Source organism: Bradyrhizobium sp. LTSPM299 (genome assembly GCF_000938235.1).
Taxonomy (GTDB): Bacteria; Pseudomonadota; Alphaproteobacteria; order Rhizobiales; family Xanthobacteraceae; genus Bradyrhizobium.
In genome coordinates this window covers 18,640-44,736 of the sequence record NZ_JYMU01000022.1, presented here as the reverse complement: position 1 = coordinate 44,736, position 26,097 = coordinate 18,640, and the positions used below count along the sequence as shown (strand labels likewise).

The following is a 26,097-nucleotide window of genomic DNA, read 5'->3' as shown; positions in this document are numbered from 1 at the left end:
TTCTTGGGCTCTCTTTGGGCTGTAGTCACGTGAACCGCATTCGTTCGTACGCAGCAGCACATTAGATCAGCCATCATTTAGCACTAAGCCATGCCCGACCGCAGTTCTTCATGATGGCTGATCTGGCGGTAGAACGCGCGCCGCAAGTGCAAGGCAAAAAAGCCCGCGGTGATCTCACCCTTGGCGCTGGGATCGACGCCATGCTCGATATTGGGCGAGGAATCAACGGCCAGAGCCCCGTAGCCCGAGGAAGATCGCGGACTTTCACGAGCGGATGAGAAAAAGCATAGGACGCCGGCAACGAAAAACTGATTGGAAGATGAACGTGGATGCGGCGGAGCCAGTGCTTTCCTCCAAAAATCCACAAGACCATCTTTGGCAGGATTAACGTCGGCGAAACAAAATATTTGCGAACGGCGACCGACGCATGAGCCTTGCATCGGCGGCGGGCACGTCCAAGGGCTCGTTTGGAGAGACCGTCATCCAGATCTCGACCCGGGCGGGCGTCGTCGAGATCACTGCATCGCCTTGGGGTCGGCTCTTACGGCCGACAGAGCGAAAGTGATTTCGTCGAGCACCTTGGGATCCCCGATCGTCGCCGACATCGACCAGGTATCGCCATCGGCGATCTTCTTGATGATGCAGCGCAGGATTTCGCCCGAACGGGTTTTTGGCGGCGACCGACCGTGATCGCGAGCTTGAACGCCGCGACCGGCCCGAGCTTTTCACGCACCAGCGCCACAATTTCCTTTTCGATCAGATCTGGACTGCGGCTGACGCCGGCCCTTCAGCACCACGAAGCCGCAGGGCACCTCGCCCTCGATATTGTCCTTGATGCCGAGCACCGCGCATTCCGCGACATCCGGATGGGAGGCGAGAATTTCCTCCATGCCGCCGGTCGAGAGCCGGTCACGACTGCGACTTTACCTTTCAGAATATCCATTTCGCCTTTCCTTGTTGATCTGTGACGGTCTTGCGGCTGGACGCCGAGGTGCTTCCGGGCTCGCGCAGCCGATCGTGGTTGTCCGTCATGTGACCCGACTTCTCTCGTAGCTCCGGACCGAGCGTCGAACCGGCTGTTGCAGATAGTCGTGAATGACCTCGCCCAGCCCCAGGGTAAGGTCTGCGCGGATGTGAATCGCGGACACGATCTCGAGAACCGGCAACTCGGCCACGGGAGCCAGGGCGTGAGGCGTCAAAGCGAGAGCCGCGGGTCCGGTCCACGCCCCTTTCAAGACAAGCTGCTCAAGGTGATATTCGACAAGCTCGCAGATCCGCGGAGTGCCGTCGACATGCGGAATGATTTTGAGAAGGAAGTTCGGCTCCTCGAGAGCGGCCTTGACTTGCGCCAGGTCGGCTTCGCGGTGCTTGTATCCCATCGTGCCGGTTGCTACCCGCAACGGACCGTAATCCAGAGTGCCGATGAGCGTATCGATCTCGGTCCGCAACGTAGGCTGGCCGAGCTTTTTCGGAAAGCCCCAGAGCTCCCGGCCCCCCGCGATCGGTCCTTCATCGTTCAGGAACATGGAGTGGGTGTAGCCGCCCCTGCGCCCCCGGAACGACACCGGGATGACCTGGCCGCTCTCGGTGTAGTCGCCAAAACCATTGGAATCCGGCATGCGGATGAATTCGTATTTGACCAGCGCTTCGCGTTCATCGAGTTCGAGCGGAGCCGGAATGATCGATCGCAGCTTCGCCGGATCGGTGCGGTAAGTGATGATCAGGTATTCGCGGTTGACGAAACGATACGGTCCCGGCGGATAGGCCGGATTGGTGAGCGGCATCGCAAACGCCCGGCTCACCACTTCATTCTCGTGCATTGAATTCTCCTGTGACTGGAATGACCGGCCTGGCCTACTCGCGCCCATCCTGCTCAAGATCGAATGTGGAGACGCCGTCCGCGCTGGTCGGGCGGGCCAGCACCTCGGGATGACGAAGGGTGCGCAACGCATCGTGATAACCGGCGCGCCAATGATCCTGCATGGAGAGGCGGGAAAACTCGTAGTCCTTGGAGTGGCCTTCGTAGTCCCGCGCGCGATAGATCAGGTGGACGAGGCTGTGCACGTTGTGAGAGGCAGCTGTCCTGAGCAGCTTGACGTCCTCTTGCTCGCGCAGATCTTCAGGCAGCCTGCTCAAGAGAGCCGCCAGCTCTCGCTGCAATCGGTGCAGGCTCTTGAACTGGTCTGTGCTCGCTCGCGTGCGGCTTGAGTATTGAATCTCCTTTTGCCGCGTCACGACGTCGGCCATATTGCGCGGAATCTGGCCGCGCGCACTCCAGAGATCGACCTGAAACACGAGCGTGTCCTGACGGGCGCCACACTCAATCACATATTGCAACGGTGTGTTGGATACGAGGCCGCCATCCCAATAATGTTCGCCATCGATTTCGACCGACGGAAAGCCCGGCGGCAGCGCCCCACTTGCCAGGATGTGTTCGGGCCGAATCGTATGCGTCGCAGTGTCGAAATAGACCAGATTGCCGGTCCTCACATTGACGGCACCTGCGCTGAACCGCGTCATACCGGCGTTGATACGATCGAAATCGACGAGGCGCTCCAGTGTCGTCTTCAACGCGCTCGTGTCGTAGATGCTCGTGGCGGCAAGCGTTCCACCCGCTTGTAGCCATGGCGCCAGTGGCCGCGCAGAAAAAAATCCGTTTGCGCCAAACACCGCCGCAAAGCTTGCATTCACCTGATTGAGAAAATTGCGGGTCTGATCGCTATTCATCAAATCGGTGAACGGCGCGTCCAACGTCACCTGCGTCCAAAACTCGCGAAGCCGGTCAACTCGGGAGTTGGGCGGATTGCCCGCGATGATTGCAGCGTTAATCGCTCCAATCGAAATGCCGGCAATCCAATCGGGATGGATGTTGGCTTCGGCCAAGGCCTCGTAGACGCCTCCCTGGTAGCCCCCCAAAGCGCCGCCGCCCTGTAAGAGTAACGCTATGCAATCGAACGGCGGACGCCGGTCGATGGTCGCGAGGTGTGGGCGAGGCTGAAAGTTCATGATTCCGTGCTCTTGATTTGCGATTGCCCAAGTCCGCGCTCTGTCCGGAACGCAGCCGTGGCGGGGTTCGTGATCCTAGTTAATAAAATATACCGTATAGTTTATTATTTGCCTTGTCAAGCGAGCGCGTTCACAACCTCGTGCTGCAACTGATTGAGTCACGTTCGCCCGACGCTGTTGTCGACTGCCCGACCGGCTCGACACGCTGACGCACGCCAAAATCTGCTTCGACGTCACGCCACCGCGGTGAACGAACCGGTCTCTATTACGAGCACCAGCAAAGCCGACGCGCTTACGATATCCACCGCAATGGTCGCCGGTGAGGTCCGCCCTGCCCGAATCGTGTTGGCTAGTTGCAAACTAAAACGCGGCGGTGGCGACTGTAGGCGTAGTAGCAGTCGCTATCGGAATAAGAGTCATCGTTCGAGCTGCCGTAGGCATAGCCGGCATAGGCTCCAGCGGCGTAGGCTGCACCATAGCCGTATCGCCGCCCGCCATAACCATGGCTGAAGCTTCCGGAACGGCCGTCGCTGACCGATCCAGAACGAGTCTGGACCGCGCGCGCAGCCGCGGGTCCATCACGACCGCCAGCGCGGACGCCGCCAAGCGCCCTCAGATCGCCGCGAGGACCGGCACCCGCGCCCAGCCGAGGAGCCGGACCGCCGAAGCCGGCGCGGGGCGCACCCCCGGGCCCCATGGGAGGAGGACCTGCGAATGCGGGAGGACCTCCGGCCGCGATCTGAGGAGGACCGCCCGGCCCCATTGGAGGAGGCGGAGGAAATTGCGCAAAAACCGCAGTCGGTGCCAACGAAATCGTTGCGAGCGTTACGCTGACGGACAGCGTCAAGAGTGTCTTCCTGGACATTATAGTCTCCGTTTTAGATTTGCGTTTCAAGGACTGGCATCGGCGCGGCCGGCGCGAGAGTCGGGTTAGACGAATGGGTGTCGTGCGCCGGTTCAACGGCCTCTTGCACTGGCCCGCCATCGTCGTGATCAGGGTGGATCCCGAACCACGCCACATAGAGCGCCGGCAGGAACAGGAGCGTCAGCAGCGTGCCGACGATGATGCCGCCCATCATCGCGTAGGCCATCGGGCCCCAGAAAATCTCGCGCGCGATCGGAATCAGCGCGAGACTTGCAGCGGCTGCTGTCAGCAGGATCGGCCGCATGCGATGCTCGGTCGCTTCCACGACGGCATCCCAGGCCGGGCGCCCCTCCTTCCTCAGATCCTCAATCTGCACGATCAGGATCACCGAGTTTCGGACCAGGATGCCGATCAGTGCCAGCACGCCGAGGATGGCAACGAACCCAAGCGGTGCGCCGCTCGGCAGCAAGGCCATGACGACGCCGATCACGGCGAGCGGCGCGACCGCGAACACCAGAAACAGGCGATGGAAGCTCTGCAACTGAATCATCAGGACCGTGGCCATGACGAACAGCATCAGCGGAACGACGGCCACGATCGGCGACTGGCTCTTGGCGCTCTCCTCCACGGAGCCGCCGATCGCCACAGAATAACCTGCCGGCAATTCTTTGGCGAACTCTGCCACCTTCGGCGCCAACTGGTCCATGATTGTCTTCGGCTGGACGCTAGTGACGATGCCAGCCTTCAGCGTAATCGTTGGAATGCGCGCACGGCGCCAGATCGTCGGCTGCTCGATCTCGTAGCGCAGATTGGCCACGGCCCCAAGCGGCACCGACTGCCCGCCCTGCCCGGTTAACTGCAGATCCCGGAGCGTATCGATCGAGCCGCGCTCGACCGCGGTCGCCCGTCCCGTGACACTGACGAGATAGATGCTGTCGCGAACCTGTGTGATCGGGGTGCCCTCGAGCACCGAGTTCACGGCCGTGGCGATGTCTTCCGACGTCACGCCGAGTTGGCGCGCCTTGTCCTGGAGAACGTCGACCATGACGACGCGCGCAGGCTCCATCCAGTCGAACACGACGTTGCCGAGATCGGGGTTGCTCCGGACGATGCCAGCGAGTGCCTGCGAGAGATCCCTGACCTTCGCGATGTCTGGCCCGCTCACGCGGTATTGCACGGGACGTCCCACGGGTGGGCCGACCTCAAGCAACTTGACGTAGGTATCGGTACCGGGAAACGTCTTCCTGAGATATTCCTCAAATTGCGCCTTGACGCGGTCGCGCGCCTTTATGCCGCCCTTGGTCACGACCACCTGCTGGCCCAACCATGCATTGGCCGTCTGCACGTCGAACGACAGTACGAACCGCGGCGCGCCGGTGCCGACATAAGTCGACCAATGCTCCACGGAGCCATTGCCCTGCAGCTGTTCGCGCTCAAAGCGCGCCATCTGCGCGTTGGTGTCTGCTATCGAGGCATTTTGCGGCAGATTCCAGTCGATCACCAGCTCGTCACGGTCTGACGAGGGAAAGAACTGTTGCTGCACGAATGTCATGCCGAACAACGCGACGAAGAAGGCTGCAACCGTCACGCCGACGGTGATCCAGCGGTGATGCATGCAGATGAGCAGCAGGCGGGCGAACATCTGCGCCACCCGGCCCTTCTCCCCGTGGTGCCTCTTCATCTTTGCCGGCAGAATGGTGACGCCGAGCAGCGGGGTGAACAGCACCGCGACGATCCATGACACGATCAGGGAGACCGCAATCACCACGAACAGGGTGAAGGTAAATTCACCGGCATTGCTGCTGTTCAGCCCAATCGGAATGAAGCCCGCGACGGTGACCAGCGTGCCCGTCAGCATGGGAAAAGCGGTCGACGTATAGACGTGGGTCGCCGCCTTTTCGAGGGGATCTCCGACCTCCAGCCGGGCCACCATCATTTCGACGGCAATCATGGCGTCATCGACCAGAAGGCCCAGCGCGATGATCAACGCGCCCAGCGAAATTCTCTGCAATGAAATGCCCGCATAGTTCATCACCACGAAGGTAATGGCGAGAACCAGTGGGATCGCAATTGCAACGACAAGCCCGGCGCGCATGCCCAAGCTGAGAAAGCTGATGGCGAGAACAATAACCACGGCCTCAAACAGCGCTTCGGTGAAGCCCGACACCGCATGCTCGACAACGACCGGCTGATCGGCGACCAGGTGAACGCCGACGCCGATCGGCAGGTCGGCAATGACCTTCGTCATTTGCTCTTTCAGCGCCTCGCCGAAGTGAAGCAGGTTTGCGCCGGACTTCATGCCGATGGCAAGCCCGATTGCCGGCTGGCCGTTGTACCTGAACAAGGTCTTGGCCGGGTCGGCATAACCGCGCGTGATGGTCGCGACGTCAGTGAGCGGAAAGAAGCGGTCGTTGATCCGAAGATTGACCGGGTTCAGGCTTGCCTCCGACGTGAACCGGCCGCTGACCCGCACGCTGATCCGCTCGGGCCCGTCCTGGAAGACGCCGGACGGCGCGACCGCGTTTTGTCCCTGCAAAGAAGCCATGATCGAGTGGACGTCGAGGCCAAGGGCCGCGACCTTCCGGGTAGAGAATTCGAGGTAAATCACCTCGTCCTGTGTTCCCAGAATGTCGACCTTGCCCACATCCGGCACGGTCAGGACCTTGGCGCGGATGCCCTCGACCTCGTCGCGCAGCTGACGCTGGGTCAAGCCGTCGCTGGTGAAGGCATAGATGTTACCGAACACGTCGCCGAAGCGATCGTTGAAGCCCGGTCCGATCACGCCTTGCGGAAATTCACCCTTGATATCCGCGATCATGTTGCGGACGCGGACCCAGGTCGGCTTGACGTCGGCTGCCTTTGTCGTGTCGCGCAGATAGACGAATACGGTGGTCTGGCCCGCGACCGTCACGCTCTTGGTGTAGTCGAGCGATTCCAGCTCCTCGAGCTTCTTTTCGATCCTGTCGGTGACCTGGCGCGTCATCTCTTCGGGCGATGCGCCCGGCCACTGCGCCTGGATCACCATGGTCTTGATGGTGAAATCGGGATCTTCCTGACGACCAAGCTGAAGGTAGGCAAAGAGACCCGCTGCCATGAAGGCGATCATAAAATACCAGACGAGCGAACGATGGTGGAGCGCCCAGTCGGAGAGGTTGAACGACTTCATGGCTTCTGATCCTGTTCGATACGGACTTGTTGTCCTGGCTTGAGGCTATGGATTCCGGCGGTCACGATGCGCGCGCCGGGGGCGAGCCCGCCGGCGACGCGGGCACCTGCGCGGTCCCCGGCGAGATCGACCTTGCGCAGCGAGACGGTGTTCGCAGGCTGTTCGACGACCCAGACGAAATTCGCGCCATCCTTGTCGAGCACCGCTGAGGCTGGGACGCGCAATGTCGGACTTTGGACTTCGCCGAGCTTCGCCGTAACGGTCGTGCCCAAGCGGAAGCTTTCAGGCGGATTGTTCAGGGCGATGCGGACTCGCCGCAGTCGTGTCGCCGGGTCCGCCTGCGGGGCGATCTCGCGAACCTTGCCCTCTACCTGCACGGCGGGGAGCAGCTGCAAGCCGACTGTGAATGGCAAGTCGATTTCAAGCGGCACCGGGAAATCCTCCCCGATATCGACCACCGCCTCCCTGATGTCGGGCCTTGCAACCGTCACGACATTTTGGCCGGGAGAGACCACCTGTCCGACTTCTGCGCCCACCGCGGTGACCACGCCGGCGAAATCGGCCTTGATCTGTGCATAGCCCCGTTGCTCGATCGCCTTGACCAGGTTGGCCTGTGCGTGCGCCACCGACGCGGCGGCGCCGGCCCGCGCCTGCTCGGCATTGTCCAGCGTCTGCTTCGTGGTGGCGTCGGTTGTGATGAGGGTCCGCTGCCGCTCTTCCGTCGCCGTTGCGGTCGAAAGCTGCGCCTCGGCCTTCGTCAGCTCAGCCTTGGCCGAGCGTACCGCAAACTCCAGTGCCGTGGGATCGATGACACCTACAGTTTGTCCTTCGCTGACGAGGTCGCCAACCGAGACGGGACGCCCGGTCAGACGTCCCAGGACGCGGAAGGCGAGATTGGTCTTGTACTGCGGCTCAACAACGCCCACGGCGACCATGCCGTCCGTGCGGCTCGGCTCAAGGACCATCGACAGCACGGGTCGTACAGGGTCGGGCGCTTTCGCGTCCTGCTGACATCCAGCCAGCGCCAGCGCGGATGCAAACGTGCCGGCTGCAATCATGGCGTTTCTCTTCATGACCGGTCTCCCTCATATGTCACGGCCTGGCCAACGCTCAGCAGCTTGCCCCCATCGATCACGACACGCTCGCCCGGCTCGAGGCCCGCCTTGATCAGCACTTCACGGGCTTCATAACCGCCGATCGTCACTGGCTTCAGCGCGGCCGTTTTGGTCGCCGGATCAACGGTCCAGACCGCGGGCTTCGATCCCGCCGCCGCCAATGCACTCCAGGGCAATGCGATCTGCTGCTGGGCCCTCGCTTTGACGGTTCCTGCAACGGCGCTTCCAAGCGTCATCGCGGCCGATGGATCATGGATGGCAACCTTGACGCGGATGGTCGCGCTCTTCGCGTCAATCGCGGGCGAGACTTCCCTGACATGCCCGCTCGCCGTCACGCCTTTGTCGGAGACGAGCGCCAGCGATACGCGGCTGTCATCGAGATCGCCAAACAAGAGGGATTCGTAGATGTCGAACACGGCATCCCGTTCCCCGTCCTGCGCCAGGCCGAAGACCGGCTGCGCGGCCTGTACGACCTGGCCGACTTCTAAATTGCGCGCGGTGACCACGCCTGCCGCTTCGGCGCGCAGCGCGGTATGGCCGAGGGCGTCTTTCGACGTTCCGAGCTCCGCTTTTGCTGCTTCAAGGGCACCTTCTGCGGTTCGCAATCCTTCCTGCGCCTGATCGTAGACCGTCCGCGTGGTGAAACCGCTTGCGATCAGCGCCTTTTGCCGTTCGAAGGTCGCCCTGGCCACGCGTAGCTGAGATTCTCCGGCCAGCACCGCCGCAGTTGCGGCATCGACGTCGGCCTGTTGCTCGGCGGGATCGAGCAAAGCCAGGACTTCGCCAGCCTGGACGCGGGCGCCAACATCGACATAGCGCGCGACCACACGTCCGCTGACGCGGAACGAGAGGTCGGCGCGAAACCGGGCCTGGATTTCGCCGGTCAGGGTGACGGAGCCTTGTCGGTCGCGCGGCTGCACGATCTCTGTGCGCACGATTGCCGCGCGCATGACCGGAGCTGCGGCGTGATCGTTGCAGCCGCTCAGCGCGATTGCGACAAGCGCGACCGCAAGGCCGCCAGGCCCCCTCAACTTGCCCTTGCGGGCAGTTCCAACGACTTCAGTTTGGTTCGTATTCTGTTTCATGACACGTCCATGCGGTGACCAGGTGACAACAACTCGCCCAGCACATCCGCCGCTTGACGGGCAGAGACCAGTTGAACTCCGCGAGACGGACTCGGATCCGGTCGGGTTGCAACGGGCCGGCTGTCCCGATCCGGGAAGCTTGCTCCAGTGCAAAACGCCGAGCCATTGGATGGGCTGACTTTTGACCGGCGAGGCGACTGTCTGATGCGACGCTTCACCATCGTCCAGTTCGCCTGCCACTCACGCTTTGTCAGTGGAAACGACACAACGACAGACGTGAACTCGTCGCCAAAGCCGTGCTCGACCCGGCCGCCGAGACCCTTGGCAAGATCGTTACTGATCCGGAGTCCGCGCCCCACGGCGCCCCGTGCCGACCGCGACCCATTGTCCAGGATGACGCAATTCACCAGCGTGCCGATTCGTGACAGCTTGATCCTGATTTCTCCGGTCCGCGCCTCGAAGCACGCATGCTTCGCGGCGTCGGCTACGAGCCCGTGGACGATCAATCCGAGCCGCCTGCATCGCTCTGGTTGGAGCGGAAGAGATTCGGTGGCGAGGACCAACCCGATATTCATTCGATCTAGCAACGAACGGCGCATGGCGCTGCCCATCATGCGGACGTATGTCGCGGCGTCGATCAGCGCCTTGCCCTTGGGCATTGCGAGCGCCTGCTGCACATCGGCATGACCATGCAACAGTTCGACCACGTCGCCTAAGGCGCGCTTGGCCTCCGCCCCCTCAACCCGGACCGCCGCGGCCGAGACCAGGCTGATCGCCGAGGCGAGCCCATTATTGATCCGGTTATTCAATTCATGCAGCAGAATGCCCTGCTCCTCGATTGGCGAGTCCGGGCGGCACACACTCACTGTGATCTCCTCTGGTTGTCCGGATGGGCGGCGGCCGAACGCGCATGTGGCGGCCAGCCGGTCATCTGGATGGGCTGTCGCAGTCCCGGCAAGCAGAGCCGTCTGCGGTGGCCTTTTAATACACTAAACCGTATATTTTCTTTTTCTTGCATTTTCTTTCCCTGCATGTCAAGCGGGATCTGCAAACTCGTAACTAGGAGATCGTGATGGCGAAGAACAAAAGCCCGAAACGTGGCAGACCGCCCAAGGACCTGGCCGGCGACGTCCAGGCGCGGATTCTCGATGCAGCCCAGCAGCTCTTTCTCGAGAAAGGGTTTCGGAGCGCCAGCATTGACGACATCTCCGAGTTGGCCCCTGCGAGCAAACCGACCATCTATGCCCATTTCCCCGGCAAGGAGGCGCTGTTCGTGGCTGTGGTGGCCCGGACCATCAACGGATTGACGAATTTCGAGGGGTTCACGCCGGCAGGCCGCACCATCCAGGAAAAGCTCGCCAATCTCGGCATCGAGATCGTCGAGAGATTCGTCGAGGACACGTTGGACCTCACGCGCGCGACGATCGCCGAGGCGCGGCGATTTCCCGAGTTGAGCCGAAATGTTCACGACGCGGCGCGCGACCGCGCGGCTGGGGCAGTTTCGCAGCTCTTGAACGAGGCAACGCAGAGGGTCGCGCGCTCACCCAAAGGACCTTTCAGCGCAAAGCGGAGCGTAGCGACCGCGCAGATGTTTATGGATCTCATCCTGCTTCCGATGCTTATGAGATCTCTGATGGGTGAGGAACTGAAGGATCTCAAAAAAGAGCTGCCGACCTTCCTGCACGAACGGGTCAATTTCTTTCTTGCGGCTTGCGAGGCAGACTGGAGGCCGTGAATCAACCACACCCCACCCGCTATCCTTGCGCCACGGCTTTGGGACGCAAGTCGGCGGCCAGGTCGATCGACTGGTGATGCAAGGCGCCTGCGCAGAAATCCATCATCTCGTCAAACGTGGGCCGAACGGCAGCCGCGTTGATCCGCGACGGATTGAGATATCCGTCCATTGCTTCAAGCAGGCAACAGGTCATCGCCATCGGACTTCCCGGTCGCAGTTCGCCGCTCGCCTGTCCGCCAGCAATGATCGTGCGCACCAGCCCCCGGATTCGGTCTGCGTAAGACAGCGCGACTGCCCAGCTTCCGCTTACCGCTGCGGCGACCAATTCGTTTAGCTCGCGATCGTTCTGCAGCCGATGTTCGTGCAGCTGCGAGATTGTGCTCAAAGCCGCCGTTAGACGGTCCAGAGCCGAGCCGCTCAAGAGAACCGCAAGCGTCGCGGCCGCGGAGACCTGTTCGAACAAATCCGCCACGACCGCCTCTTCGATCGCCTGCTTCGAAGCGAAGAAGCGGTAGACGTTGGTGGGCGACATCGACGCTCCGCGAGCGATATCGGCGACGGTGGTCTTTTTGAATCCGATTTGGCGGTACAATCGGATCGCTGCTTGTGCGATCCTCTGACGAATGCCCGGCGATCCGGCCTGAGATATAGGTTCCTGCATTGCTTGGGACCTCAGTGAGATGGGATCGAATGCAGTTCGCGTCGGCAGGCTTCTCCGAAGCCACGCAAAGGATCCATTTCCTCTAGAAACTCAGGCAGATCGCCAAATTCGCGGTTTGGCGACAGATAGGTTTCGATGATCAGGCGACCTGCCCGCTCCGCGGCTTGAACCACTTGATCGCTGGAGAGAATCCTCATCCGCCCTATGAGCGCATACAGATTGACCAGTTGCGGAATCTCGGATTTGTCGCTGACGAGCGCGTCGGCGTAGAGTCGGGAAGCCTCCTCGATGAAGCTTCGATAGAGCCGCTCGCGCTTGGAAATCGACCGGGAATAGTGACGCTCGCGAAGCCTGCGACGCCGGGTCACCCATCCAGTTACGATCGTGGAGATCGCTCCAAAGGCCGAGCCTCCGAAGGCGGCGAAAGCAGGAGCATATATCGTGTTCATGCGATCATTCCTCCTCTCTCGCGCCGCGATAGGGCGACGATCCTCCTGTCCTGACCGAAGCAGCTTCCGCAGCGTGATCGAAGACGGCTCTGCAAGCATCACTCAGGTCTGATTTTCTTTGCCTGAGACAGGCCTCTACATTCGTGGCGTCAGGGATGTAGCTAAGACACAGCCGGAAGGCGTCAGGCGCGCATGCTGCCCTCTGCTCGGCAGTGCCGCGGTTCTCCTGGGCAATGGCAGTCCCATTGCCGAACAAAGCCGCCAGCATGACGACAAATGTGTACTTGAACATATCGAATCCCTTCTTCTGTTGAGCATCGCTCGTTCGAACGGGCAAATGCAGCGTCACGCTCCGAGACCCGCCCTTCAAACAGTCTGAACACGCGCTTGTGACTCTTCGCTCTTGACACATCCCTCAGACCGGGGTGTATATGAAATATACGGTATAGTATATTTATGGAGCCAAGAATGTCAACGCTTTTGTGGTCGCTCGCGAAGGAAAATCCGTGGCCGGCGCTTGCGCTCGCATCCCTGAACCTGATCGTGGCTCTGTCCCTCGTGGGCCTGAGCCTGCTGCTGGGCGTCACGATATCGTTGCTTGCCGGGCTGCACGCGTTCGCCGGCGAGCGGTCCTGGATCACGCCAAAGGGATTTCAGCGCGGGAGCGGGGCGCTGTGAGCAGCACATCCGTCTTGTCAACGCGTGCGCGCGGCTCAGTCGATACTCAAGCTCCCGTGCGGGGTTACTTTCTATGGGTCGGCGGAGCGTTGCTCGTGCTGCTCTTTGCAGCCAATTCCCTGTTGCCCGCGACCCCTGCCGAGCAGGCTCATAGAATCGCATTCCACGCATCCGCCGGTCCGGATCGCCTCTCGGAGCTGAAGGGACCGGAAGCAGTTGGCAGGCCCGGTCGTGATGCAGATTAGCTTGCGCGTCGAAGACGATACCGCGATCTTCGAAGCCATGGAACTGTAGTTTGTTCCTGGATGAAGAATTGTTCCTTCGAAAATCGCGGTTCCGCATCGCACTTTCCATCGGAACGATTCCGCGCGCCGCGCGTGGTGTACATGGGGCCGAACAGTTGCGCGAGGAAGTGCAAATGCAGGTCAGACCTCTCAACCTCCCATCCGATACCTCTATCGTCGATGTCCGCCTCGGTCTGACCGTGACGGGCTTGTATACTCTCGTCGGGATGGGAATCGTTCTCGCTTTCATGTGAAGCAAAGGGAGAGAAATCGCGGGCCTGCCGATCGCGCCAACACTTCCACGAGGGCCGTTTCGGGTAATCGCGCTCGCCACGAAACGAATGCCGACTAGCTGCGTAGATACTGGCGACGTGTCGCCCTGAAGCGACCCCGGTGCACGCATTTGGCACAAACCTCGAGTTTGCCTCCTGCGCGCGAAGCGCACCCCATCGTCATCCGTCCCGCCACGCCCTCCCGTCGCGTCGGCGATTCTTTGTGCAGAGGGAACCGAAACCATCCGACCCGCCCAAGTGTTGGCAGGTCAGATGTTTAGCGGAGACAGCGGATGCGACCCTCCATCGACATTGACTACAAACATAGCCGCGCCATCGTCCAAGAAGTCGGCGAGCGACTTCGTTCGATCTTGAGAGAAGAACAGGAATTGCCGAAGCCGATCCGTGCGCTGATGGCCCGCTTGCGCGAACAGGAAGAAATGGAGAGTTAGCCACCGCGCGAACGTGCCCCCTCAATCTGCCGGCGACGTGCCGCGGACTGATCTTGGAAAGCTAACTCGCCTCGAACCGTACGTCGATTCGCTTCTCTTTCCGCCAAACGATGCGGCAAGGCAGCTCGCTTTGATTCGTTTCCACGACAAGCATAAAGCGGTCCGGGATGCCGACCGGCGATATCACGTCCAGCGCCGCCCCAGCGTCCGATAGATTGCGGACCGTGCAGTCGATCGCGCCCCCGCCGAACGAGATCGTGCCCGCCTTGAGCAGTTCGCCGCCGGAGTGCTGCTCGATGTTCTTCCATCGCAGACCTACGCAGGATGAGTGCAACGCCGACGCGTGAGATGGCGCTCAAGCCAACTCTTCGGAAAGCTGGAGTGGACCTTGGTTAACGCGCGGTCACCACAGCTGCTAATATTCGACGCGGCGCGATGACGAATACTTACCGGTTCAGGCAATGTCTCTATCTGAGGGCAATCCGGCATTAAGGCCTGCGTGTGAGCGTGCTCGGAACGGAGCAGCCTCAGATGCCAAGCAGCCGTCACGAAATCAGCAAGGCCCGTCTTCCCTTGTGGGTGGCGGGATTTGTTGGGTTGGCATGCGTCGCCATCCTGGCGCTGAGCGGATGGCGCGAGTGGGAGTCGCGCCAGGTCGATCTGACGAACGCCGAAGTGGACATGGCCAATCTCGCCGGTTCGCTGACGCAGCACGCCGAGGACACGTTCGACCTAGCCGACACAATCCTTACCGGCATGGTCGACCGCATGGAAGTAGGCGGAACGAGTCCGGCCGCCGTCGCCAAGATCCACACGTTTCTTCAGTCGCGCAAGTACAACCGAAACCGTATCCGCGGCATCTTCGTCTACGATGAGACGGGCCGCTGGCTCGCCACCACGGAAGAGGTCGATCCCGCCGGTCTCAATAACAGCGACCGCGACTACTTCCAGCGCCATCGAACTTCAAGCGAGCGGGCGACTTTGATCGGCCGCCCGGTCAAGAGCCGGTCGGGGGGCCAGTGGATCATCACCGCATCCCGCCGATTCAATCATCCCGACGGGAGCTTCGCGGGCGTGGTGCTGGCGAGCATCGACGTGGCCTACTTCATGCAGTTCTACCGCCACTTCGATATCGGCCCCAACGGCGCGATATCTCTCTTGAATGCCGACGGCATCATGCTGGCGCGCAGCCGCGACGACGAAGGTGCCTATGTCGGACGCGATATGTCCAAGTCGCCACTTTTCCGGACGCTGCATGATCGACCTGTCGCCAGCGTCTACTATTTCAAATCTCCTCTGGACGGGCTACAGCGGCTGAGCTTCTACCAGTTGAGCAGCCGTTATCCGTTCCTGGTTCTAGCAACTAAGGCGCAGGACGATGTCCTGGCATCGTGGCGCCAGCAGGCGTTCGTGCGAATGGCGATCGTCACGGGCCTGACGCTATCGCTTGCCCTGTTAGGCCTTTACCTGGTGCGCTATCTTTCGCAGCGACAACGTATGGCGGCCGCTCTGGTGGCCAAGGAAGCGGACTTTCGTCTGTTGGCCGAACAATGTAGCGACGTCGTGATGCGCATCGGGATGGATGAGTGCATTCTTTACGCCTCGCCCTCCTGTGCCCGCATCTTCGGGTGGGATCCCGCCAAACTGCTCGGAAGGCCAGCGCTTGCGGGGATCAATCCGGAGGACCGGCCCCGCGTGGAACAAGCCATCGCCGCCCTGAAGAGCGGCGAAGCCGAAGAGGCACGGATCATCTACCGGACCCCCCACCGCGAAAAGACCGAGATCTGGGTCGAGACCGCGTTGCGCGTCACCCGATCCTCCGCGAGCAACGAGATCGATGGCGTGGTGGCGATCTCGCGGGACATGACCGAGCAGAAGGACCTTCAGGACAAGCTCGCGACGCTTGCCACCTCGGACGGCTTGACCGGGATCGCGAACCGCCGGCACTTCGACGAGCGTCTCGCGGAGGAGTGGGCGCGGGCCAAGCGCGATGGCACGCCGCTTTCGCTGTTGCTGGTCGACGTCGATCACTTCAAGAAGTTCAACGATCAATACGGCCACCAGGCCGGCGACGCCTGCCTGCGCTCGCTGGCCCGTATTCTCGCGGCGCAGATCCGGCGGCCGGCGGATCTGGCCGCACGGTACGGCGGCGAGGAGTTCGCGCTGCTGTTGCCAAACACCGACGCCGACGGCTGCGTGGAAGTCGCCGAGCGGGTGCGCGAGGCGCTTCGCGATCTCGGCATGCTGCACGCGCTGAATCCGCCCTCCAAACTGGTTACGGTCAGCCTGGGCGGTGCAACCAACATTCCCGCCCAAGCAACGGCTGACGATTCCCTGGTGGCAGCAGCCGATCGGGCCCTCTATGCGGCCAAGGAGAACGGCCGTGACCGGCTGGTCATGTCAGGGCAAGTGCTCGCCTGGCCGGGCGCAAAAAGCGCGTGATCTGGCCCGGCTCGCCCCTACCTCGAGCCGCACCTGAAGACCTCCGTGAGTCGGCTTGCTTACCGGTCGGTAGCCTCAGCCGCGTTTTCACACAGCCAGGGTCAAACCGAGCAATACTCGAAACGGGCAGATTTTTCTCGCTGTTCCGTCGATCATAGACAATTCTTGGCAACCGTTAGGTTTCAAGCGGGGGAGTGTTTTTCATTCCAAATCCAATATGGCCAGGCGCCTGCTCGCGCCAGAGCAGACGGCCAACGATTAAGTAATCTCCCTAGGTTGGAACCTGGACGTTTTCCACTTACGAGCGGCCGGTTTGCGCGGTGAGTTCAACCGATCGCTGCAACACATTCTGCGAACTTCTCAGCAGGCGTCTGATAGAGCAAGGTCTTTCTGGGCCTTTCATTGAGCTGCCTTGCGATGGCACTGAGCTTGGCCTGGCTGTGCAAAGACAGATCAGTGCCGCGCGGAAGATACTGGCGCAGTACTCTGTTGGTGTTTTCGTTTGAGCCGCGCTGCCAGGGAGACCGAGGGTCACAAAAATAGACTCGACCTCGGTGGCCAAGGTCAGGCGCTGATGGTCGGCAAGCTCTTTGCCTCTGTCCCAGGTCAGCGACCGGTAAAGCTCGCCAGGCAATCGCTGCGATTGCTTGATCAGCGCCGAGACGACGCTTTCGGTGTCCTTGTTAGCAACCTTGACCAGCATCACGTATCGCGAATGGCGTTCGACAAGCGTTGCAATAATTCCCAAGGCGACATCTCTGCGATGTCCCTGCCGCACCAACGAATTCGTCCACTCGATGGACGTATTATGCCGGGAATCGTGCGTATCAGGGAAGTCTTGCCGGCGCCATTGATGGCAATGACCGATCGCACAGGCCGAACCGAGCTTCGCTGTCTGAAGTGCGACCAGGTAGACCCCATGAAAACCCACGCTGCGAAGTGGGCCGCCAGTCCCCTGGCTGGTCCGACGAACGCGGCCTAGGTGGGATGCTTAAAGCTCGTGGCCGTGTGCTTCGTGCTGTGGAACCAACAGCAGCTACAGGGCTTGGGTCTTGGGGCCTTGCGACACGCGCGATCGCGCGTAACGACACTTGAGCGTCCAGGGACAATCAGAGATCGAGTATGGATGTACTGGCTAGAAACAATGTCCACGTGAGTGGAAAGGGTAGTCGGGCAATCGTGTTCGCCCACGGCTTCGGCTGCGACCAGAATATGTGGCGCTTCGTAGCGCCGGAATTCGAGGGCGACTTCAAAGTTGTGCTCTTCGACCACGTCGGCGCCGGCGGGTCAGATCTATCGGCTTACGACAAGGCGAAATATTCGACGCTGCACGGCTATGCCGACGACGTGGTGGAGATCGGCCGGGCACTGGGGCTAAAATACGCGGTGTTCGTGGGCCACTCCGTCAGCGCAATGATCGGAGTGCTGGCCTCTTTGAAGGCTCCGGACCTGTTCGGGCGGATGGTGCTGGTCGGCCCGTCCGCCAGATACATCGACGACGGCGACTACGTGGGCGGCTTCAGCGAGAAGCAGATCGCGGAGCTTCTCGAATTCCTGGAGGACAATCACATGGGGTGGTCCGCAGCGATGGCGCCATCCATCATGGGCAATCCTGACCGCCCGGAACTCGGCGAGGAATTGACTAACAGCTTTTGCCGGACCGATCCGGAGATCGCAAAGGCTTTCGCGCGCGTCACCTTCACGTCAGACAATAGAGGCGATCTTGCCAAGGTCATGGTTCCAACCTTGATCCTTCAATGCAGCGAGGACATCATCGCTTCCGAGGAGGTCGGTAGATTCGTACGCAGCCGGATCCCGGGAAGCGAAATCGTTTTCCTCAAGGCCACCGGGCACTGTCCGAACCTGAGCGCTCCCGCAGAGGTCGTCTCAGCCATCCGGGCCTATGTCTGAGCTGGGGCCCATCGACGAGTACAGGGATCTGTTCGAGAACGCCCCTTGCGGCTACCTTACGACTGGCCCGGACGGGCGCATTACCAAGGTCAACGCCACGCTCATTGCTTGGACGGGTTTCGAAGCTGACAACTTCATCGGCCGGCGCGTCCATCAATTTCTGAACATGGCCGGCCGCATCTATTACGAAACCCACATCGCGCCCCTGCTGAGGATGCAGGGTTTCTTCAACGAATTCGCGTTGGACTTCGAGACCGCTACCGGCGAGCGGCTGCCCGTAATCGCCCACGCGGTCGAACGCCGGGATGCTGACGGAGGTTTGCTGTTCACGGCCTTGGTGGTCATCAAGGCGACTGATCGGCGGCGTTACGAACGCCAATTGGTGGATTCCAGGTCCGAGCTTCAAAGGGGACTTGCGACCGAGCGTGAGACCGCGGAACTGCGCGAGCAGTTCATCGCCGTCCTTGGACACGACCTCCGCAACCCGCTCGCAGCTATCAGCGCCGGCGCGCGGATCCTGCAGCGGTCGGGGGCGCTGCAGGAGCACAAGCACCTCCGCGTCCTCGATATGATCAATTCCACCGTCACCCGCATGTCCGACCTAATCGATAACATCCTGGATTTCGCACGCGGGAGGCTGGGCGGCGGCATCAAGTTGAGCCGCGACGGCAACCGGCCGCTGGAGCCGGTTCTTGAGCAGGTCGTCGATGAATTGCGGACCGCGTCACCCCAGCGCGTGATCGAGACCAGCTTCGAAATCGCCGAGCCTGTCAATTGCGACCGTACGCGTATCGGCCAACTGGTGTCGAATTTAATTGGAAATGCTCTTACCCATGGAGCTCGAGATCAGCCAGTGCACGTGGGCGCAAAAACGGAGGGCGGCGTGTTCGAGCTCTGGGTTGCGAATGCCGGTGAACCCATTCCAGCGGCAGCCATCGAAAAGCTGTTCGAGCCCTTCTTTCGGGGTGACGTTCGCGACAGCCGCCAGGGCCTCGGGCTCGGCTTACATATTGCCTCGCAAATCGCGCAGGCGCACGGCGGAAGACTCGACGTCACCTCGACGCTTGATGAAACACGGTTCGTTTTTAAGATGCCGCTCGTTCGAGCAGTACCGTGATCAACATGCCGCGGACACGATCCTGAGCTCCGGACGAAACGGAACAAAACCTTGCCTAACCGCTTGGCAGAGCGGAGGAATAAAAATGTCGCGCGGTGACCCGGTGATCTTGATCGTGGAAGACGAATTCTTGTTAAGGTTGGATTCCGCCGAGACGATCGGGAACGCCGGATTTGAAGTGGTCCAGGCTGCCAACGCCGATGAGGCCATCGCAATCCTCAAATCTCGTCCCGATATCCGAGTCGTCTTCACCGATATCCAGATGCCGGGTTCGATGGATGGGCTTAAGCTTGCCCGGTTCGTCCGCGACCGCTGGCCGCCGATCAAGATCATCGCGACCTCCGGACGCGTGGTGGCGGGGGACAACGATTTGCCGGCCGGGAGCTTGTTCCTGCCAAAGCCGTATCGTGGCGCGGAACTGGTCGCCGCGCTGCGGGGGTTGACCGGCACAGCCAACTAGCGCGGTGCCCGCCAGGGAACCGGTTTTTCTAACTTACTTGGCGCCGCTTGGCGGACCGCAACCGCGCATCGCGAGGCCATTCGCGAACGAGGAAGTCCGGGAGCGGTTTCGCGCTTACAGTCTGGCGGTGATGTTGCATCGTACGCCCGAGACGTCGAAATCGAGTTTCGTGTATCCGTCCAGGTCGCTGACAACGAACTCTTGGAAGAGCCGGCTGCCGAAGCCGTTCTTGGTCGGTGGCGCAACCGGAGGCCCGCCGCTTTCCTCCCAGTCCAAATGCAACATTCCCTCGCGGACGCTCCACTCCACACCTACCTTGCCTTCGGGGCATGACAGCGCGCCATATTTGATGGCGTTGGTGGCAAGCTCATGGAGGGCCAGAGAGAGCGTACTCGAAGCCTTGTGCGAGATGGATGGCGGGCCTCGCAATCCGCCTGGCGGCAAGTCGAACCGTCGCTACTCCACATCGCGAGTTTTGGCGGCTTAAGGATCCAATGGAAGATATCTGAACCTCAAGGCCGCAAGCGTACTCAGCGCGGCGCAGGCGGCAAAAGCATTGGCTACGACCATGGCTATCGCCGCACCAAGCAGCCAATGTGGCCGCTCATGCGACCGCAGCGAAACGGCACAACAAATGACCGGCTCACAATCGAGATTATTAGACGTCGGCACCCGCGTGTTTGGCGTGACGACAAAAATGACCTGGGCACCGTGATAGAAAAGGACTGGGCCGGGGTCACCGTCAAATGAGACAACCGGAGCCAGCAGTCCGTATTACACAACGACATGGCCGGCGTCGGAATCATATCCAGGAAGTGATTGCGATGAAGAACCTGAAACCAGCCGTATCGACGGAAGTCAAATGCCCGGCCTGCGATGGCACGGGGATCCCTACGGTGGCGCAACCAGCCAATCCGGTCCGCAAGATCTTCCCGCCACCCTGCAAGCAGTGTCTTGGCAAGGGTCGAATAACGCCGGCTTAGGCCGTGAACCTTCACTCACGATTTATGGGTACTGGCCTGTTTCGACCCCTGGTGACCCCGGTTGAAATACGCAGTGGCCTGTTTTGAATTCCGGGCGCATAAAGCGGAATGCCCGAATCTCATCACCGATCCTGCCAGTGTGGCACGATTTATGACTGCACCGAGTCCATGGCACCGGCTCGCCAGATAAGCAGCTTCGAATGCTCGGTGTGCGGCCAGACGATGGAAACCTGGAACACGGCTTGGGTGCCGACCTATCGATTGGTCGCGGGACCTGTTAGGTCGCCCGGCGAAATCTTGTAGGAACACGCCGTCCCGGGCGGCGTTCGACCTTCATGACTCGGTATTTTTTCGATATTCGCGAGGGCGACAAGGTCGCCATTGATGAAGAGGGGGAAGACCTTCCGAGTGTCCAGGCGGCCCAAGAGGAAGCGGCGGGCTCCCTTGCCGACCTGGCCCGGGACGAGATTGGTTGTTACCCGTTTTGCCAGATGAGTATAGCAGTCCGCGATACTGGCGGGCCGGTTGTGGAAGCCAAATTCGTTTGGGAACTGCGCCAAACAAGGCATTGAGGCTGCCTCCGTTGTCGCGGATACTGCTTAACCCGGGCTGGCTTCCAATGGCACATCAAGTTGGACAGTTACGCCTTTTGGCGTGTTGCGCACCACCGCAATGCGCCCGTCGAGTTGAGCGACCAGGCTCTTGATTACCTTAAAGCCCAGGTTCGCCCTCGGTTGGTCGATATCGAAATCCTTCGGAAGACCGATTCCTTGATCCGAACACCGTTTGGCGGCCACAGGTTTCGAAATCGCTCTCTTTCGATACGCAATTTCGGGGCGCCAACCGGCTGACCGCCCTGACCGCCCTGCCCGCCGATCTCGCCGCCATCGGCGTGCGACGACGGTTCCCGTTGCCGCACGGGCGCCGCGACGAATTCCATCGAGGCAGTACCGGAAGGGTTCAAAACGAGGGACATCTATGTTCCTGCACATCGAGGGCATCGAGGTGAAGACACGGCATTTCAGCTGATGGTTTAGGTCTTGGAAAGCGGCCGGGTCTTCGGAATAAAAATCCGCCACCGCACCCCTTGGACTAACTCGGGCTTTGCAAATCGGGGCTGTCCGGAATTGGGCGTAAAATTCAATCACAACTCGTCGGAACGAACCTCCCCGATCGCGCTTTCCAAGCGGAGCTATTTCAACGGAGGCGTCAATGAAAATTCGGGCAGGCTACAACATCGCTTTTCAATGCCCCTACGCGGTTCCCATGGTGCTCATGTTAACCACCCACCCCTCACGCGATGGGGACATTCTCAGCGATCAGTTGATGCAGTTTTCGCCCCGCGTGGATGCGCGAGACTATTTCGATCCTTATGGCAACATCTGCACCCGGCTCGTAGCGCCACCTGGGCTGCTCGAAGTGCGCAGCGAGTTCGTTGTCGAGGACAGCGGACTGCCGGATGAGGTATGCCAAACGGCGCAACAGTGGGGCGTAGCCGAATTGCCCGGTGACGTTCTTCCGTTCCTGTTGGCTAGTCGCTACTGCGACACCGAAAAACTGTCGACCCTGGCATGGTTGCTTTTTGGCGGCATCCAGAGCGGCTGGCAGCGAGCGCAGGCGATCTGCAACTACGCTCACGAGCGCATTGAGTTCGGCTACCATCATGCGCGGGGAGATCGGACGGCCTCGGAAGGCCACGAAGAACGTCGCGGCGTCTGCCGGGACTTCGCCCATCTTGCCGTGACGCTTTCCCGATGCATGAACATCCCCGCGCGGTACTGCACGGGGTACCTCGGCGACATCGGCGTTCCTCCTGATACGGCCCCCATGGATTTCAGCGCATGGTACGAGGTGTTTCTTGATGGTCGTTGGTTCACGTTGGATGCGAGGCACAATCATCCCCGCATTGGACGCATACTGATTGCGAGGGGACGTGACGCGGCCGATGTCGCTATTTCAACGGCTTTCGGTACCGCACAATTGGTCCGTTTCAATGTGACGACCGAGGAGTTCAAGGAGACCGGTCAGGACAGCGCGTTGAAGGAAGCAGCCTAACCGAAGCAATTTACGGTAGCTTTACCGGTTACTGGCCCTGGCTGCTGCATCCCGGCACGATCTTCGATCATCCCAAGGACGTCCTTCAGAGGCATTTCTGAAACCACGCAGCGCACTCCTCATTACGGTGCCGATACTCCTGGCACTGGCTGTGGCGGCCAAACTCTACGTCGTATTCGATAGGGTTCGTACGAATTCCATTTCGGCGTCGATTGCAGGCCTCGACGGCTAGTTGGTGATGACGGTGTTATTCCGCTGGGACTCAAATCACATCGGGCTCCCGTCTCGATGCGCGATGAAGGGTGGGGAAAACCAAGCGGAAACCAGCCTCGTGAAATAACCTGCTCCGCTCCGCAGGCAAGTCCCGGTCAAGAAAATTACAGCGAAAAAAGCAAGGTCCCGGATTTGCTCCGGGACCTTGCCGGCGGCCTTCGGGGTACATCCGCCCGTCAACCGCCTTTACTCTTTGAGGGGCGCCTGTTTTCATCGCCCCTATGCCGCCTCAGCGTTCACTTCGCTACCGGCAAGGTTGGTCAACGCATCATCGGTTTTCTTTTCCTCGGACAGCGTCTGATCGAGAAGCCGGACCGCGTCTTTCATTCCCAGCTTTCCGGCCCATGATTTCAGGGTGCCGTAACGGGAGATCTCGTAATGCTCGACGGCCTGCGCGGCGGCCAGCAAGCCGGCGTCCAGCGCGGACGTGCCTTCGTACTCGTCCATGATTTGCTTACCTTCCTCGAGGATTCCCTGGATCGCATCGCAGGTCTTTCCCCTCGCCGGCTTGTCAAGCAGTTCGAAGATCTGCTCGAGCCGCTCGATCTGGACCTCGGTTTCGCCGTGGTGTTTTTCGAAGGCCGCCCGAAGCTGATCGGAAGCCGCGGCCTTGGCCATCTTCGGCAGATTCTTGTAGATCTGCTTTTCCGCGAAATAGATATCCTTCAGGGTATCCAGGAAGAGGTCGTTCAGGTCCTTGTCCGCCATTTTTTGTCTCCCTCATAAGTGCGTTTCAATGCGCTCCCAACTTCGGTTTCAAGATTTCGTTCCAGGTTTTCCGGCCGCCCGCGGAGAGATTCCGGAGCGCGCTTCCGGACCACGGTAGGCCTTATGAGATCGCAAACATCGCCGCCACCGCGAGCGCCATGACCACGGTTGCCGCCCAACCGAGCGCCTTGACCCATCCGGCAACGACAAACTCGCCCATGACCTTCGGTGCTGCTGCCAGCCACATCATGATCGCCATGACGGGAACGGAGACCACGCCGTTGATCACCGCGCTCCAGTACAAGGCCCGGATCGGGTCGATCGGAGTGAAGTTCATGATCATGCCCACGATCGTCGCGATGCAAATCACCGCGTAGAAAGCCTTGGCCTCCATAGGCTGACGGGCGAGGCCCGTCGGCCACTTGCGCGCCTCGCCGACCGCGTACGCCGCCGATCCGGCTAGGACAGGAACGGACAACAGGCCGGTACCGATGACGCCAAGCGCGAATATTGTTTCGGCAAGTGAACCTGCAATGGGCCGCAGCTATGTGGCCTTTGCGATCGTGCTCATGATTGCAATATACCTTGGCGGTTTGTCGTCGGGAACGGCAGCCGGCGATCTCGCAACGAAGGCCGCCCACTACAGCGGGCCAGCGGGCGCGCGCCGTTACAGAAACCGACTGGTCCGGGGTCACCCTCAAATGGGACAGCCGCAGTCAGCAAGCCATCCTGCACAACGACATGGACGGCGTTTCCATTATTTCCCAGAAATGATCAAACGCAAGACGGTTTTGAAGCTATGGTCTTCGGCTCGCTAGAGAGCGACGCGGAGGCGGGATGGCGGAGGAACTGTCATGCCTACGGCCGTCCGCTCCGCTTCACCGTCACGGCTGGGCAGGTCAATGACATTACACAGGCGCCCGCACTGCTCGCTGGCCAGAGCGGCGATGCCGTGCTCGCCGACAAAGCCTATGACAGCAACGCCCTGCGTTCGATCATCGCGGAAACCGGCGCAACGGCGGTGATCCCCTCAAATCGCACCCGCAGGATCATCATTCCGCACGACGCCAATGCCTACAAACAGCGCAACCGCATCGAGCGCTGCTTCTGCCAGCTCAAACACTTCCGACGCCTGGCAACCCGTTATGACAGGCGAACCGACAGCTTTACCGGCTTCATCCATCTCGCCGCCGCGATGATCTGGATGCAATGAATGTCGATCGGCCCTAGGCCGTGACGCGCGAGCTAGAGCCTGGCTTCGAGCACCATGTTGAATGGCGTCTCGGTCGCTCGACGAACGGTCTTAAAGCCGCCCGACATTATTACTTCGCACAGTTTCTTCTCGCCTGCCTGGGCGCCGAGCCCTGCGCCGACTTCTTGGGCCAACGAAGTTGGCAGGCAAATCATGGTCGAGCCTGCATAGTACAGTCGTCCGACCGGATTGAGGTTTTGCTCCAGCGTGTCGCCCGCCATTGGCTCGACGATCATCCAAGTGCCGTCGCTTTTTAAGGACTTTCTAATATGAGCGCTGGCGCCCGAAGGGTCGCCCATATCGTGCAGACAATCGAAGCAAGTTACGAGATCAAAGTCCTTGCCCGGGAAGTCTTTGGCGAGTCCTACTTCGAAACGCGCGTTTGCCGACACGCCATGCATCTCAGCATGAGCCTGCGCCTCTTCGATTGAGGAGGGGTGAAAGTCGTAGCCAACAAAGCTCGATTTGGGAAATGCCTTGGCCATCATCACCGTTGACCAGCCATGCCCGCAACCAACATCGGCGACCTTGGCTCCGCGCTCGAGCTTTTCCACGACACCATCAAGCGACGGCAACCACTGCTGCACGATATAGTTGTGATAGCCCGGCCGGAAGAAGCGGGCGACCGCACAAAACATGCAACTCGCCTGATCGCCCCAGGCCACACCCCCGCCGGACTTGAAGGCAGCATGGACTTTGGGTTGATTGTCGAGAAGGGACGCCATGACATCGAAACCGCCCCTCATATAGATCGGGCTTCCCTCGTCGACAAAGACCATCGCCTGCTCCGGTGTCACCGAGAATGTTTCAGTCTTTGCATCATACGCCAGATAGTTGGATGCGGCCTGATGGCATAACCATTCGCGCAGATACCGTTCGTGCACCTTGGCGATTTTGGCAAGTTGCGAGGATGTCATGGGGCCGTTCTCGTGAAGCATCTCGTAGAGGCCCAGCGAGCCACCCAACCGGACCATGGCGACGCTGGATGCACCGCCCAGGTCGCCGAGCATCTGACCGACAAACTGATTAAGCTTATTCTCATCGATCGAAACGGGTTGATTTGCCATCCTAATCTCCTGTTTGGAAAGGGAAATCTAGCGCAGCACCCTGGTGATCTAGCCTGCCTAG

25 protein-coding genes and 4 pseudogenes are annotated in these 26,097 nt (G+C 60.5%); 11 read left to right on the top strand and 18 right to left on the bottom strand.

Features of this window, described 5'->3' with window-relative positions; translation table 11 throughout:
* Positions 1 to 83: 83 nt before the first annotated feature.
* The 8 genes and pseudogenes from UP10_RS44175 to UP10_RS14145 all read right to left on the bottom strand — a co-directional run bounded on the left by UP10_RS44175 (position 84) and on the right by UP10_RS14145 (position 10,103).
* Positions 84 to 440: a hypothetical protein gene (locus UP10_RS44175; RefSeq protein ID WP_210167964.1), complete on the bottom strand. Its 357-nt coding sequence runs from the start codon at positions 438 to 440 to the stop codon at positions 84 to 86.
* Between the two features lie 75 nt (positions 441 to 515).
* A pseudogene (locus UP10_RS43015) lies at positions 516 to 908 on the bottom strand (AMP-binding enzyme); the annotation flags it as partial.
* A 120-nt stretch (positions 909 to 1,028) separates the two neighbouring features.
* Positions 1,029 to 1,820: an acetoacetate decarboxylase gene (locus UP10_RS14170; protein WP_044587953.1), complete on the bottom strand. Its 792-nt coding sequence runs from the start codon at positions 1,818 to 1,820 to the stop codon at positions 1,029 to 1,031.
* A gap of 34 nt (positions 1,821 to 1,854) precedes the next feature.
* Positions 1,855 to 3,006 carry a DUF3734 domain-containing protein gene (locus tag UP10_RS14165; protein WP_044587952.1) on the bottom strand — a complete coding sequence of 384 codons (1,152 nt, stop codon included), beginning with the start codon at positions 3,004 to 3,006 and terminating at the stop codon, positions 1,855 to 1,857.
* An 878-nt stretch (positions 3,007 to 3,884) separates the two neighbouring features.
* On the bottom strand, positions 3,885 to 7,037 hold the full coding sequence (locus UP10_RS14160) for an efflux RND transporter permease subunit (protein WP_044587951.1): 3,153 nt from the start codon (positions 7,035 to 7,037) through the stop codon (positions 3,885 to 3,887).
* On the bottom strand, positions 7,034 to 8,110 hold the full coding sequence (locus tag UP10_RS14155; protein WP_044587950.1) for an efflux RND transporter periplasmic adaptor subunit: 1,077 nt from the start codon (positions 8,108 to 8,110) through the stop codon (positions 7,034 to 7,036). Before UP10_RS14155 ends, UP10_RS14160 begins: the two co-directional genes overlap by 4 nt.
* Positions 8,107 to 9,237 (bottom strand): efflux RND transporter periplasmic adaptor subunit, encoded by a 1,131-nt coding sequence (locus tag UP10_RS14150; protein ID WP_050043676.1) that lies wholly within the window; start codon positions 9,235 to 9,237, stop codon positions 8,107 to 8,109. The genes UP10_RS14155 and UP10_RS14150 overlap by 4 nt, the downstream gene beginning before the upstream one ends.
* A complete protein-coding gene (locus UP10_RS14145) occupies positions 9,234 to 10,103 on the bottom strand; it encodes a sensor histidine kinase family protein (RefSeq protein ID WP_044587949.1) in 870 nt (289 codons plus the stop codon). The genes UP10_RS14150 and UP10_RS14145 overlap by 4 nt, the downstream gene beginning before the upstream one ends.
* A gap of 206 nt (positions 10,104 to 10,309) precedes the next feature.
* Here UP10_RS14145 and UP10_RS14140 point away from each other — a divergent pair, with 206 nt between their 5' ends.
* Positions 10,310 to 10,972, top strand: a complete 663-nt coding sequence (locus UP10_RS14140) for a TetR/AcrR family transcriptional regulator (RefSeq protein WP_044587948.1) — start codon at positions 10,310 to 10,312, stop codon at positions 10,970 to 10,972.
* Between the two features lie 19 nt (positions 10,973 to 10,991).
* Here the strand turns inward: UP10_RS14140 and UP10_RS14135 are convergent, their stop codons facing one another.
* The 3 genes from UP10_RS14135 to UP10_RS14125 are packed head-to-tail and all read right to left on the bottom strand — an operon-like array spanning position 10,992 to position 12,431.
* Positions 10,992 to 11,633 (bottom strand): TetR/AcrR family transcriptional regulator, encoded by a 642-nt coding sequence (locus UP10_RS14135; RefSeq protein WP_044587947.1) that lies wholly within the window; start codon positions 11,631 to 11,633, stop codon positions 10,992 to 10,994.
* 11 nt (positions 11,634 to 11,644) lie between these two features.
* Positions 11,645 to 12,082, bottom strand: coding sequence for a hypothetical protein (locus UP10_RS14130; protein WP_044587946.1), 438 nt, complete (start codon positions 12,080 to 12,082; stop codon positions 11,645 to 11,647).
* 4 nt (positions 12,083 to 12,086) lie between these two features.
* A complete protein-coding gene (locus UP10_RS14125) occupies positions 12,087 to 12,431 on the bottom strand; it encodes a hypothetical protein (RefSeq protein WP_349643965.1) in 345 nt (114 codons plus the stop codon).
* A gap of 119 nt (positions 12,432 to 12,550) precedes the next feature.
* On the opposite strand from UP10_RS14125, the gene UP10_RS14120 reads away from it, so the two are divergent.
* The 3 genes from UP10_RS14120 (at position 12,551) to UP10_RS44170 (ending at position 13,768) form a co-directional block, all read left to right on the top strand.
* The gene (locus tag UP10_RS14120; RefSeq protein ID WP_044587945.1) at positions 12,551 to 12,760 is read left to right on the top strand and encodes a hypothetical protein; all 210 of its coding nucleotides are present in this window, start codon (positions 12,551 to 12,553) and stop codon (positions 12,758 to 12,760) included.
* A gap of 295 nt (positions 12,761 to 13,055) precedes the next feature.
* The gene (locus tag UP10_RS14115) at positions 13,056 to 13,298 is read left to right on the top strand and encodes a hypothetical protein (RefSeq protein ID WP_044587944.1); all 243 of its coding nucleotides are present in this window, start codon (positions 13,056 to 13,058) and stop codon (positions 13,296 to 13,298) included.
* A gap of 311 nt (positions 13,299 to 13,609) precedes the next feature.
* On the top strand, positions 13,610 to 13,768 hold the full coding sequence (locus tag UP10_RS44170; RefSeq protein WP_156179909.1) for a hypothetical protein: 159 nt from the start codon (positions 13,610 to 13,612) through the stop codon (positions 13,766 to 13,768).
* 61 nt (positions 13,769 to 13,829) lie between these two features.
* Here UP10_RS44170 and UP10_RS14110 read toward each other — a convergent pair.
* A pseudogene (locus UP10_RS14110) lies at positions 13,830 to 14,076 on the bottom strand (PilZ domain-containing protein).
* A gap of 223 nt (positions 14,077 to 14,299) precedes the next feature.
* Between UP10_RS14110 and UP10_RS14105 the strand changes: the two are divergent.
* Positions 14,300 to 16,210: a sensor domain-containing diguanylate cyclase gene (locus tag UP10_RS14105; RefSeq protein WP_044587960.1), complete on the top strand. Its 1,911-nt coding sequence runs from the start codon at positions 14,300 to 14,302 to the stop codon at positions 16,208 to 16,210.
* A gap of 326 nt (positions 16,211 to 16,536) precedes the next feature.
* Here UP10_RS14105 and UP10_RS43005 read toward each other — a convergent pair.
* Positions 16,537 to 16,949, bottom strand: a pseudogene (locus tag UP10_RS43005) (IS30 family transposase); the annotation flags it as partial.
* Entirely contained in the window at positions 16,913 to 17,131 is a 219-nt protein-coding gene (locus tag UP10_RS44165) for an ATP-binding cassette domain-containing protein (protein WP_156179905.1), read from the bottom strand. The pseudogene UP10_RS43005 and the gene UP10_RS44165, both read right to left, overlap by 37 nt.
* Positions 17,132 to 17,332: 201 nt before the next feature.
* Between UP10_RS44165 and UP10_RS14095 the strand changes: the two genes are divergently transcribed.
* The 3 genes from UP10_RS14095 (at position 17,333) to UP10_RS14085 (ending at position 19,698) form a co-directional block, all read left to right on the top strand.
* Positions 17,333 to 18,121, top strand: a complete 789-nt coding sequence (locus UP10_RS14095) for an alpha/beta fold hydrolase (protein WP_044587942.1) — start codon at positions 17,333 to 17,335, stop codon at positions 18,119 to 18,121.
* Complete coding sequence (locus UP10_RS14090; RefSeq protein WP_044587941.1) at positions 18,114 to 19,238, top strand: PAS domain-containing sensor histidine kinase; 1,125 nt, start codon at positions 18,114 to 18,116, stop codon at positions 19,236 to 19,238. The genes UP10_RS14095 and UP10_RS14090 overlap by 8 nt, the downstream gene beginning before the upstream one ends.
* Positions 19,239 to 19,323: 85 nt before the next feature.
* The gene (locus tag UP10_RS14085; protein ID WP_044587940.1) at positions 19,324 to 19,698 is read left to right on the top strand and encodes a response regulator; all 375 of its coding nucleotides are present in this window, start codon (positions 19,324 to 19,326) and stop codon (positions 19,696 to 19,698) included.
* A 114-nt stretch (positions 19,699 to 19,812) separates the two neighbouring features.
* Here UP10_RS14085 and UP10_RS44160 read toward each other — a convergent pair whose 3' ends face one another.
* The gene (locus tag UP10_RS44160) at positions 19,813 to 20,127 is read right to left on the bottom strand and encodes an ATP-binding protein (RefSeq protein ID WP_044587939.1); all 315 of its coding nucleotides are present in this window, start codon (positions 20,125 to 20,127) and stop codon (positions 19,813 to 19,815) included.
* Between the two features lie 889 nt (positions 20,128 to 21,016).
* Between UP10_RS44160 and UP10_RS14075 the strand changes: the two genes are divergently transcribed.
* Together UP10_RS14075 and UP10_RS14065 are read left to right on the top strand one after the other, a co-directional pair.
* The gene (locus tag UP10_RS14075; protein WP_044587938.1) at positions 21,017 to 21,253 is read left to right on the top strand and encodes a DUF6894 family protein; all 237 of its coding nucleotides are present in this window, start codon (positions 21,017 to 21,019) and stop codon (positions 21,251 to 21,253) included.
* A 640-nt stretch (positions 21,254 to 21,893) separates the two neighbouring features.
* The gene (locus UP10_RS14065; protein WP_044587936.1) at positions 21,894 to 22,736 is read left to right on the top strand and encodes a transglutaminase-like domain-containing protein; all 843 of its coding nucleotides are present in this window, start codon (positions 21,894 to 21,896) and stop codon (positions 22,734 to 22,736) included.
* A 492-nt stretch (positions 22,737 to 23,228) separates the two neighbouring features.
* Here the strand turns inward: UP10_RS14065 and UP10_RS14060 are convergent, their stop codons facing one another.
* Entirely contained in the window at positions 23,229 to 23,717 is a 489-nt protein-coding gene (locus tag UP10_RS14060; RefSeq protein ID WP_044587935.1) for a YciE/YciF ferroxidase family protein, read from the bottom strand.
* A gap of 121 nt (positions 23,718 to 23,838) precedes the next feature.
* Positions 23,839 to 24,261 (bottom strand): annotated as a pseudogene (locus UP10_RS14055) (divalent metal cation transporter); the annotation flags it as partial.
* 255 nt (positions 24,262 to 24,516) lie between these two features.
* On the opposite strand from UP10_RS14055, the gene UP10_RS14050 reads away from it, so the two are divergent.
* Complete coding sequence (locus UP10_RS14050; protein WP_044587934.1) at positions 24,517 to 24,930, top strand: IS5 family transposase; 414 nt, start codon at positions 24,517 to 24,519, stop codon at positions 24,928 to 24,930.
* A 32-nt stretch (positions 24,931 to 24,962) separates the two neighbouring features.
* On the opposite strand, the gene UP10_RS14045 is transcribed toward UP10_RS14050, so the two are convergent.
* A complete protein-coding gene (locus UP10_RS14045; protein WP_044587933.1) occupies positions 24,963 to 26,036 on the bottom strand; it encodes a class I SAM-dependent methyltransferase in 1,074 nt (357 codons plus the stop codon).
* Positions 26,037 to 26,097: the final 61 nt, after the last annotated feature.